Origin of the sequence: Pseudomonas fitomaticsae (genome assembly GCF_021018765.1) — a bacterium.
GTDB lineage: Bacteria > Pseudomonadota > Gammaproteobacteria > Pseudomonadales > Pseudomonadaceae > Aquipseudomonas > Aquipseudomonas fitomaticsae.
In genome coordinates this window covers 2,825,909-2,837,065 of record NZ_CP075567.1, presented here as the reverse complement: position 1 = coordinate 2,837,065, position 11,157 = coordinate 2,825,909, and the positions used below count along the sequence as shown (strand labels likewise).

General features: G+C 63.1%; 6 protein-coding genes. 4 read left to right on the top strand and 2 right to left on the bottom strand.

Translation table 11 applies throughout. From position 1 onward, the window contains the following. Positions 1–185: 185 nt before the first annotated feature. Positions 186–6,596: a non-ribosomal peptide synthetase gene (locus KJY40_RS12935; RefSeq protein WP_230737282.1), complete on the bottom strand. Its 6,411-nt coding sequence runs from the start codon at positions 6,594–6,596 to the stop codon at positions 186–188. 492 nt (positions 6,597–7,088) lie between these two features. On the opposite strand from KJY40_RS12935, the gene KJY40_RS12930 reads away from it, so the two are divergent. From KJY40_RS12930 to KJY40_RS12915, 4 genes are all read left to right on the top strand, one after another. Next, a complete protein-coding gene (locus tag KJY40_RS12930) occupies positions 7,089–7,883 on the top strand; it encodes a helix-turn-helix transcriptional regulator (RefSeq protein WP_230737281.1) in 795 nt (264 codons plus the stop codon). A gap of 61 nt (positions 7,884–7,944) precedes the next feature. After that, positions 7,945–9,363 (top strand): AdeC/AdeK/OprM family multidrug efflux complex outer membrane factor, encoded by a 1,419-nt coding sequence (adeC, locus tag KJY40_RS12925; RefSeq protein WP_230737280.1) that lies wholly within the window; start codon positions 7,945–7,947, stop codon positions 9,361–9,363. A gap of 151 nt (positions 9,364–9,514) precedes the next feature. Then, positions 9,515–10,120 carry an SCO family protein gene (locus tag KJY40_RS12920; protein WP_039770777.1) on the top strand — a complete coding sequence of 202 codons (606 nt, stop codon included), beginning with the start codon at positions 9,515–9,517 and terminating at the stop codon, positions 10,118–10,120. Then, positions 10,120–10,596 (top strand): copper chaperone PCu(A)C, encoded by a 477-nt coding sequence (locus KJY40_RS12915; protein WP_007956880.1) that lies wholly within the window; start codon positions 10,120–10,122, stop codon positions 10,594–10,596. The genes KJY40_RS12920 and KJY40_RS12915 overlap by 1 nt, the downstream gene beginning before the upstream one ends. Positions 10,597–10,679: 83 nt before the next feature. Here KJY40_RS12915 and KJY40_RS12910 read toward each other — a convergent pair whose 3' ends face one another. Further along, positions 10,680–11,096 (bottom strand): organic hydroperoxide resistance protein, encoded by a 417-nt coding sequence (locus tag KJY40_RS12910; RefSeq protein WP_007956881.1) that lies wholly within the window; start codon positions 11,094–11,096, stop codon positions 10,680–10,682. Between the last annotated feature and the right edge of the window lie 61 nt (positions 11,097–11,157).

Here is an 11,157-nt window from a genome sequence, read left to right as displayed (position 1 = left end):
GGGGGTAACCTGCTGTAAATTCGGGAAAAAGGAGCGCGCAGCGGCGAGTCCGTGCGGCCACGCGCAGCCCGGAAAAGCTAAAACATCGGGGCCTGGGTGTCTGACATGGGAAGCGGGGACAAGACCCGTGACCGGACAGTCATGGCGTCGATCCACGGGAACCGCGAATCGACGCCGAGGTCGCCTCAGAGCCGACGTTTGCGGTTGAGCGTCGGTATGGTGGTTTGCGGGACTTCCACCTGTTTTGCCTGCGCCGAAGTCTGAACCGCCAGCGCGGCCAGGGTCGGCTGGCTGAACAGCGTCCGCGCATCGACGTGCAGCCCGGCCTGACGCATGCGCGCCACCAGACTGACCGCCAGCAACGAATGCCCGCCGAGTTCGAAGAAATGGTCGTTGCGCCCGACCTGCTCCAGTTGCAGCACTTCGGCCCAGATTTGCGCCAGCCGGATTTCGACTTCGCCCTCGGGCGCCTCGTAGCGGCGACTGAGCACCGCCTCCGCTCCCGGAGCCGGCAAGGCTTTGCGGTCGACCTTATCGTTGGGGGTCAGGGGCAGCGCGTCGAGTTTCACGTAAGCGCCCGGCGCCATGTACTCCGGCAAACGCTCCAGCACATGGGCACGCAAGGTTTCGATGGGGGGCGCGTCGAAGCCTTCGCGCACGGTGAAATACGCCACCAGCCGCTCGTCCCGCACCAGCACTACCGCTTCACGCACCGCCGGGTACTCGATCAGCCGCGCCTCGATTTCCCCCGGCTCCAGACGCAGGCCACGCAGCTTGATCTGGAAGTCGTTGCGGCCGAGGAATTCGAGGTTGCCGTCCGCCCGGTAGCGCACCAGATCGCCGGTGCGGTACAGGCGATCACCGGCCACGAACGGACTGTCGATGAAGCGCTCGGCCTGCATGTCCGGCAACCCCAGATAACCCCGCGCAACTCCGACCCCGCCGATGTGCAAGTGACCGCTGACACCGAACGGCACCGGTTGATCGTGGGCATCCAGCACGTAGAGCCGGGTGTTGCTCAGGGCCTTGCCGATCGGCACCACGGCCTCCGGCACCGGTTGATCCGGCTCCAGCGTCCAGCCGGTGCTGTCGACCGTGGTTTCGGTCGGGCCGTAGACGTTGTGCAGACGCACCCACGGCAGGCGCTCGCGAACGCGTCGGGCCAGTGCGGCGGTCAGTTCACCGCCACCGTTGAGCACGTCGGTCAGGCTGGTGCACTGGCTGACATCGTCCTGCTCGATGAACTGTTGCAGCAGCGCCGGCACGAACTTGACCACGGTGATCTGCCGTTCACGAATCACCTGAGTCACATAGGCCGAATCGCGGTTGCCGTCGGGCCGCGCCAGCACCAGCCGCAGGCCGGAACACAGCGGCCAGAAAATCTCCCACACCGAACTGTCGAAGCTGAACGGCGCCTTCTGCAACAGCGCGCCGTGCTCGGTCGGCGGGCTGATCTGCGAGCCCCAATGCACCATGTTGCAGGCGCTTCGGTGCTCGATCATCACGCCCTTCGGCGTGCCGGTGGAGCCCGAGGTGTAGATCATGTAAGCCAGGCTCGCAGCGTTCAGACCCGGTATTTTCAGGTTGTCGGCGGAAGCGCCCTGCCAGGTGCAACGGTCGAAATCGATGACCGGCACACCCGGGTCACCCAGCAGATTGCGGGTAGCCTCGTGCACCAGCACCGCCACCGGGGCGCTGTCCTGCAACATGTAATGCAGGCGATCCAGCGGATAGTCCGGATCCAGCGGCACGTAAGCACCGCCAGCCTTGAGAATGCCGAGCAGGCCGACTATCAGATCCGGGCTGCGTTCGACGCAGATCGCCAACCGCGAATCGGGCTGCACACCGTGCTCGCGTAGATGATGCGCCAGACGGTTGGCCTGTTCGTTCAGCTGGCGATAGGTCAGTTGTTGCTCACCAGCCTGCAAGGCGATGGCGTCGGGTCTGCACTGCACTTGCTGTTCGAACAACACCTGAAGCGGCTGATCGATCGGGCAATCGACTTCGCTGGCATTGAACTCGACCAGCAGTTGCTCAAGCTCCGCCGCCGGCAGGATCGGCAAGCGACTCAGCGGCTGTTGCGGGGTTTGCTCAAGGGCATCTACCAGTACCTGCAACGCGGTTTGCACGTAGTCGCCGATGCGCTGCGCACCGATGCTTGTCAGGGTGCGCGTGGTGATCTGCAAGGCGCTGCCCAGATCATCGACGCTCAGGGTCATCGGATAGTTGGTGCGCTCTTCATTTTCCAGAGTCTGGATACCCTGCCAGGCTTCGTCTGACGCCGACTCCTGCGCCTTAAGGTCGGTGTGTCGATAGTTGAGCAACGCACTGAACAGCGGCGCCGGTGACGAGACCCCGCTGCAACGCTGGGCCAGCGCCAGCGATGCGTGCTCATGCGCGAGCAAGTCGGTCAGTCGGGCGTGGGTGAGCAGCACGGCATCGCGAGCGCCCCGGTCCATGTCCACCCGCAATGGCAGGGTGTTGATGAACACCCCCAGCGCCCGGTCCGCGCCCTCGCCGCCTTGCATACGCCCCATAAACACTGTGCCGAACACCACGCGTTCCTGCCCGGAGGTCGCTGCCAGCACCTGCGCCCAGGCCAGGTGAATCAGGCTGGCCACGCTGACGCCCGCCTGCCGCGCCTGAAGGCGCAAACGCCGGTCCAGTTCCGGCGCAAGCGTGCGTACGGCTTCATCGATGCCGCGACCGTCGCCCTGCACGTCCTGCAAACCGAACGGCAAGGTCGGCTCGTCGATGTCGGCGAGCATCTCGCGGAAGAATGCTTCATGCTCCTGCTCGCTGACGCCCAGTCGGGTCTGGGCCACGTAATTGCGATACGGCACTGCCGGCGGCAACGGTTCACCCTGCCCCAACAGGTTGGCGCGCATTTCATGGCGCAGGACTTCCAGCGCGATGTGATCCAGCGCCAGGTGATGGAACAACAGAATCGCCACGATCCGCCCGTGGGCCGGATCGCGGGCATACATCAGCCGGATCAGCGGCGCCTGACTGACGTTGATGCGATAACGCCGAGCATCGAAGCGCGCATGCAGTTGCGTAAGGACATCGCCCTCGGCCGGGTTGAGGGTGATTTCCTGCACCGGCAGTCCGGCTTCGCGCCAGACCACCTGAACCGGAGTGGTCAAACCTTCCCAGACCACCGCAGTGCGCAGGATATCGTGGCGCGCCATGACCTGACGCAGCGCCGCCGCATAGGCCTCGACCCGCTCGACGCTGTCGAACGCCAGCTGCGATTGCAGCAGATACGGATCGCCCTGCGCGGCGGTGATGTGGTGATAAAGGATGCCTTCCTGCAACGGCGCCAGCGGATAAATGTCCTGCACGTTGGCCGCTCCGCCCGGCACGGTGGCGATGATCCGGTCGAGGGTGGCCTGATCCAGTTCTACCAACGGCAACAGGTCCGGGGTGATCTGCGTGCAACCTGGCGGAATGCGGTTGGCCGGCACTTCGACCTCGCGACCAGTGCCCACCGATGCGGCCAGTGCCGCCAGCGTCGGCTGGCCAAACAGCACGCGCACATCGCTGCTCATGCCGAGCTGGCGCATGCGCTCGATCAGGTTGACCGCCAGCAACGAGTGCCCACCCAGCTCGAAGAAGTGATCATGACGCCCGACCTTTTCGACTTGCAGCACCTCGGCCCAGATCTGCGCCAGGAGGATTTCGACGTCGCCTTGAGGGGCTTCGTACTCGCGGCGGATCAACGCCTCCGGCCCCGGCGCCGGCAACGCCTGGCGATCCAGTTTGCCGTTGGCCGTCAGCGGCAACGCCGTCAAACGCACGTAGGCCGACGGCAGCATTGCGCTGGGCAGACGGGTCTTGAGGTGAGCATGCAACTGCGTGATATCCAGCGGCTGGCGTTCGGTGAACCAGGCCAGCAACTGCCCGTCGCGCACCTGCACCACCGCATCGCGCACGAATTCGTGACTGCTCAACGCCGCTTCGATCTCGCCTGGCTCGATGCGCACGCCACGGATTTTCACCTGATCGTCGTTGCGGCCCAGGTATTCGATAGTGCCGTCGGGGCGCCAGCGTGCGAGGTCGCCGGTGCGGTACATACGCGCGTTAGGCTGGCGGCTGAATGGATCGTCGAGGAAACGTTCGGCGGTCAGATCAGGGCGATTGAAGTAACCCCGCGCTACACCGGCGCCACCGACGTACAACTCACCGGGAACGCCAATCGGCACCGGACGCTGTCGGTCATCCAGCAGATAAGTGGTGGCATTGCTCACGGGTTTGCCGATGTGCAGCGTCCGGCCCGGTTCGATTCGGCCCGAGGTGGCGACCACAGTGGCCTCGGTCGGGCCGTAGTTGTTGATCACCGCAAACGTCTGCTCGCGATTGAACTGGCGCAGACGATCACCGCCGATCAGCAGTGTGCCCAGGGTCGGGTGTTCGAGGTGGCGGCTGAAGGCGTATTCGGCAATCGGGGTCGGCAGGAAACTCACGTCCAGCGGCTGCGCGCGCCACCAATCGAGCAGTGCGTCGATGTCTTCGCCGCCGTCACGGGATGGCGCCAAGTGCAGGGTCGCACCGGCACACAATGCAGGCCAGACTTCCCAGGCCATGGCGTCGAAACCGAAACCGGCGAGGCTTGAAGTGTGGCGACCGGCACACAGATCGAACGCCGTACAATGCCAGTCGACCAGATTCGATAGCGTGTGATGCTCGACCATCACGCCTTTGGGCTGGCCGGTGGAGCCGGAGGTGTAGATCACGTAGGCCAGGTGCGCGGTGGTCAGCCCCGGGACGTCGGGGTTGAGATCGTTGATCGGCCAGCCGCGCGAATCGATTTCGATCAGCGGCACGTCCAGCACCGGCAAACGAACGCGCAGATCGCGTTGGGTCAGGACCACGACCGGAGCGCTGTCGCTCAATAGATAGCTCAAACGTTCCGCCGGATGGGCCGGATCGACCGGCACGTAACCTGCGCCGGACTTGAGGATCGCCAGCAGCGCGACCAGTGTGTCCAGCCCTCGGCGGGCGACCAGCGCCACGCGGTCGTCGGGTCGTACACCGAGCCCGATCAAATGATGGGCCAGGGCGTTGGCCTGTCGGTTCAGCTCGGCATAGGTCAGCCGCAAGCCCTGGAACTCTGCCGCCAGCGCATCCGGTCGCGTCGCCGCTTGCGCTTCGATGCGCTGGTGGATGGTCAGGTCTTGAGGATATTCCGCGCGGGTGTCATTCCACTGCTGCAACAGCGCCGTTTCGGCCGGCAGGCTCAGGCTGAAATCGCCCACCGCCAGCGCGGGTTCTTCAAGCCCCTGCTCCAGCACCCACAGCAAACGCCCGCTCAGCGCGGCGATTTCGTCGGCGTCAAAGTAGGCTTCGTTGTACACCATGTACAAGCTGTCCTCGTCCTCGCCCCGGCTACTCAGCAGGTGCACGGACAATGGCGTGCCCTCTTCGTGGTTCGACACTTTGACCACCCGCCCCTGCGCATCGCCGTAGCGGTACTCATGCGCGTCGCGCTCATAGGACACGGTCACTTCGAACAGCTGCGAGCGATCCTCGCGCAGCAGACCGAGTGCGCGGTTCATTTCGCTGAGGGGGAAACGCTGATGGCGGAAATCCTGTTTCAGTTCATCGCCAATCGCCTTGACCAGTGCCTTGAACGACAACTCGCGACCGAACCCCATGCGCACCGCGCTGACCTGAGTGAACAGCCCCAGGGTCGATTTGAACCGGGCGCCGGAACGGTTGAGCAGCGGCACGCCCACCACCCATTCGTCACGCTGGGCGCTGCGGCTGAAATACACATGGATCGCTGCCAGCAACACATGAAACGCCGATGCGCCGTATTCCCGGGCCACGTGTTTCATGCGTTCATGCAGGCGTGCCGGAAACACCTGCGAGAAAATCCGGGTCGGTGCCGCAGCGCCGGCAAAGCGCTCCTGATAGCGCGGCAACAACAGCGGTTCGGGACGGTGCTGGTATTTGTCCAGCCAGTACGCACGGTCACGGGCATAACGGGGGGACTGAAAATACCGCGCATCGTCACGGATGAAATCGACATAGGACGGCGCCGAATCGGGTGGCTGCTGCCCGAGCGCCAGCGCGTTGTAGATCTCGTCGAGGGATTTGAGCATCTCGCCGAAACCCCAGCCATCGACGATCAAGTGATGGGCCTGGAGTGACAGCCAATGGCAGTCGTCATCGAGCCAGATCAGGCGAAACCGGAACAACGGCCCGCCGTCCAGCATGAACTGCTGTTCGATGCATTCCTGAGTCAGTTGGCGCGCGGAGGAACCAGGGTCGGGATGGCTGCGAAAGTCGTGCACCGGCATCGGCACCGGCATCGATTGCGCGAAACGCTGCAACGGCAGCCCATGCTCGCCGGCCCCCGGCAGCAGGCTGGTGCGCATGGCGTCATGCCGGGCCACGAGCCCTTCAAGCGCTGCCTGCATCAACGCTGGATCCAGCGGCCCGGTCAGTTCGACATAACCACCGATGTTGTACATCGGCGAGTTTCCCTGACGCAGTTGATCGAGCCAGATGTCGCGCTGGGCGGCAGTCAGCGGAAAGGCCTCGGAAATCGCGGACAGACCGTCCGCCGCGTCGGCAGCAAATTGGTTCATAAGATCCATCTCACGTGATTTGGCGCGTATTCAAGCATCGGCCCCGAAACCCGCGTGACACGTGAAACCCGGACAACCCTGCCCACATCGCATCGTCCTGCGATCCAACAGGGCCGGACAGGTCAGCGATCCCCCTAAAAGTTCGGAAAGAAATGGCTGAAAATCCTGTAGGACAATCGCCACTCGCTGCTACCGACTAGCGCCTCGCGATGGTGGGACGCGTCGGTCCAAGCCCCGGATTTCGGGGGTCGCACTAGACCGTACAGTCACGGACTACATGACCTTACACATAGATCTGACAGAAACGTGACGCCATTTTTTCGGAAATGGTGGCACTTTGTGTCCCTGTTTTCCCCTACAGACGTAGGACAAATGCATAGGCTTAAATCCCGCTCCAGATCGATTTCAAGGAGAAAAGACTGGGTGGGCGGTTCACGGGTGCATGCACGGCAGACGATTCGGCAATGGCTCTAAATCAAGGATGACAAGGATATGAATCTGACCGGCAGTCTTCGCAACATGGAAAATCCACACTTCTATTGGCAACTGGGTGAACTGATCGCCAGCACCGGCAACGAGCGTTTTGCCACGAACATGTTCCAGCTGGTCGACAACCTCGTACCCGTCAATCGCGTCCATCTCAGTGAGTGGACCCTGGATGAACGGGAGTCCAGCGTGGTCGAGATCAAGGCGTTGGGCAGTGCCGGCTTGCCGGACACCTTCCCGCCCCCGGATCCGTTGCAGCAACCGGACGACCACCCGCTGCTGCAACAGATGATCGAGATGAACGACTCGCTACTGATTCAACTGAAAGCCTCGCTCCAGCATCGACACCCGCACCACAGCGTCCACCAATGCAATCTGGTGTCCCGCACGTCCAACCGCCGTTGCGTCATCTCGTTCTACCGTCCCCACACGCATCGAGTGTTTTCCTTGCCGGAGCTGTCGTTCCTCAAGCGCCTGTCCGACACCCTGTTGCCCTTGATCGAGCGCCACGCGCACATCAGCCGACAAGCCATCGCCCGCCAACCCCGGGCGCCACAAGCCGATCAACCCCAGACGCCGTTGCAACAAGTGTTCGATGAACGCCTGGCGTTGGGCGACATCACCTTGTCGGTACGCGAGAAAGAGGTCTGCCTGGGTCTGCTGACCGGCGGCACCGTGCCGCAGATGGCAGAAAAGCTGCGGGTCAAGAACAGCTCGATCGAGACCTACCTCAAGCGCGCAGCCGCCAAGCTTGGGGTCAGCGGCCGTCACGGTCTGGCGAAATGGATGGCCGGGGCCTGATCCGGCGTTTTCTCATTACGGGCGCCCGGCGTCCGCTCTCATTCGTGAACGAGGCTGTTTGATGTCCAGGTTGCCGATTTCCCTGCTGTCCGCCGCGCTGCTGCTGGGTGGTTGCTCATTGATTCCCGATTACCAGCGACCGGCATCGCCGAGCGCTGCGCAGTATCCGCAAGGTCCGGCGTATGCCGCGCAATCCCCGGTCACACCCCGGGTCGAGGACTGGCGCGCGCTGTTCAATGACCCGGCATTGCAGCAATTGATCGAAAGCGCGCTGGTCAACAACCGTGATCTGCGGGTGGCCGCGCTGAATGTCGAGGCGTTTCAGGCGCAGTACCGCATCCAGCGCGCCGATCTGCTGCCGGCGGTGTCGGCCAACGCCAACGAACTGCGTCAGCGGGTGCCGTCCAGCGTGACCCGCACCAAGGCGGCGATCACCTCGACCTATTCGGTGAACCTGGGCATCAGCGCCTATGAACTGGACTTCTTCGGCCGGGTGCGCAGCCTCAGCGAGCAGGCGCTGCTGAGCTGGCTGTCCACCGAAGAAGCCCGGCGCAGTGCGCAATTGAGTCTGGTGGCCAATGTCGCCAATGCCTACCTGACCTGGCGCGCGGATCAGGAGTTGTTGGCGCTGGCCCGGGAAACACTGGCCGCCGACGAGCGCAGCCTGCACCTGACCACCCGCAACCGCGAGGCCGGCAAGTCTTCGGCACTGGATCAGATTCAGGCGCAGACCAGCGTCGACAGCACCCGCGCGAGCCTGGCCCGTTATCAGCGCCAGGTCGCCCAGGACTTGAACAGCCTGACGCTGCTGGTGGGCGCGCCGGTGTCGGAAAACCTGCCGGCGCGTCCGCTGAACAGTGATCTGGTGGCAACCGTGCCGGCCGGGTTGCCGTCGGATCTGCTGCAACGCCGGCCGGACATTCTCCAGGCCGAATACAAGCTGCGCGCCGCCAATGCCAACATCGGCGCGGCGCGGGCGGCGTTTTTCCCGAGTGTCAGCCTGACCGCCAATGCCGGAACGTCCAGCCGCGATCTTTCCGGGCTGTTCAAGGGCGGCTCCGGGGCCTGGACGTTCCAGCCGCAGATCAACCTGCCGATCTTCAACGCCGGCAGTCTGCGCGCCAGCCTGGATTACGCGAAGCTGCAAAAAGACATCACCGTCGCCGAGTACGAAAAGACCATTCAGACGGCATTCCAGGAAGTGTCCGACGGCCTCGCGGCGCGCCAGACTTACGAACAACAGCTTCAGGCCCAACGCGATCTGGTGCAGGCGACCCAGGACTACTACGACATGGCGCAGCACCGCTATCGAAGCGGCGTCGACAGCAGCCTGACGTTCCTCGATGCCCAGCGTTCGCTGTTCAGTTCCCAGCAAGGACTGATTACCGACCGGCTGGCGCAACTGGTGGCGCAAGTGAACCTGTACACCGCGCTGGGCGGTGGCTGGAGCCGGGTCGAGCCACTTCCGCCATCACCCTGAGTCATTTTTTCTTACACCTTTTGTCGCCAGATCCCACAATGCCCGGCGATCGAAAACCGGCGCAGCGGATCATTTTGGTATCATGCGCCGCTTTTACGGTTAACCCGCCCGCCTGTCCTGCCGACTGGCGGGCTCCAAAGGGCGGTATGAAATGACGGCTTTGTTGACTCGCCGCAAGGTGCTTGCGGGAATGGGCGTACTCGGTCTCGGCCTGCTCGCCGGCTGCGACACCCGCGGCGAACTGTCGTACAAGTACGGCAAGGATCTGAGCGACAAGATCCTCGGACGCACCTTCAAGCTCAAGGACACCGAAGGCAACACCGTGACGCTGTCGAGCTTTCGCGGCCTGATGCCGATGATCTTCTTCGGTTTCACCCAGTGCCCGGCGATCTGCCCGACGACGCTGGCCCGCGCCGCGAAAATCAAGAAGCTGATGGGCAAGGACGGCGACATCCTGCAAGTGGTGTTCATCACCCTCGACCCGGAACGCGACACCCCGGAAATCCTCGACGCCTACGTCAAGACCTTCGATCCAAGCTTCGTCGCGCTGTACGGCACCCTCGAAGAAACCAAGGCCACCGCCAAGGAATTCGACGTGTTCTACGAAAAAGTCCCGGCCGGCGACACCTATACCCTCTCCCACACCGCCACCAGCTATGTCTACGACACCCGGGGCACGTTGCGTGTGGGCCTGTCTCAATCGCTTTCTGCACAAGAGTGCACGGAAGATTTGCTTACCGTCATGGAGGTCTGCTGATGAACCCTTTTCTGAACAACATCAAACGTGCCGCACTGGGCCTGTCCCTGCTGGGCCTGGCTTTCCAGGTATCGGCGCAGACCAAGGTCGACGACGCCTGGGTGCGCGCGACCGTGCCGAACCAGTCGGCCAGCGGCGCGTTCATGACCGTCACTGCCGACAGCGACAGCAAGCTGCTCAGCGTTGCCTCGCCAGCGGCCAAGGACGTGCAGATTCATGAGATGACCATGAAGAACGACGTGATGAGCATGGGCCCGGTGAAATCGGTCGACCTGCCCGCCGGCAAAGCCGTCAATTTCGACCCGAATGGCTACCACGTAATGCTGATGGGCCTGACCGCTCAGTTGAAGGAAGGCGACAGCGTGCCGCTGACCCTGACCGTGGAAAACGCCAAGGGCGAAAAGGAAACCGTTGAAGTCAAAGCGCCGGTCAAGGCGCTGACCATGGAAGGCCACGATCACAGCAAGATGCATTGATCGCTGACTGACCGATCGACGGCTTCAAAAAACAACAGGGGCGGCATGATCGATGATCATGCCGCCCCTTTTGCATCTAAATATCAAACCAGCTTCAATTCGACTTCGATATTGTTGCGCGTGGCCTTGGAGTACGGGCACACCTGATGCGCCGCATCCACCAGCTGCTGCGCCGCGCCGCGCTCCATGCCCGGCAGGCTGACATTCAGTCGCGCCTGCAGGAGATACCCTCCCGAATTGGTGCCCAGGTCCACTTCGGCATCCACCGCCAGGTCTGCCGGCAGGCTGATTTTCTGCTGCCCCGCCACCGCTTTCATCGCGCCGATGAAACATGCCGACCAGCCTGCGGCGAACAGTTGCTCCGGATTGGTCCCGCCGCCACTGGAGCCGGGTGAAGACAGTTTGACGTCGAGGATCCCGTCGGAACTGCGCGATGCGCCGTCACGTCCGCCGGTGGTGTGGGTTTTCGCGGTGTAGAGGACTTTTTCGATCTGACTCATGGCGATCTCCTGAATGAAAAACAGCGAATTGTTCACTCGGCGCCTCCCGTCGCAGCCTTGA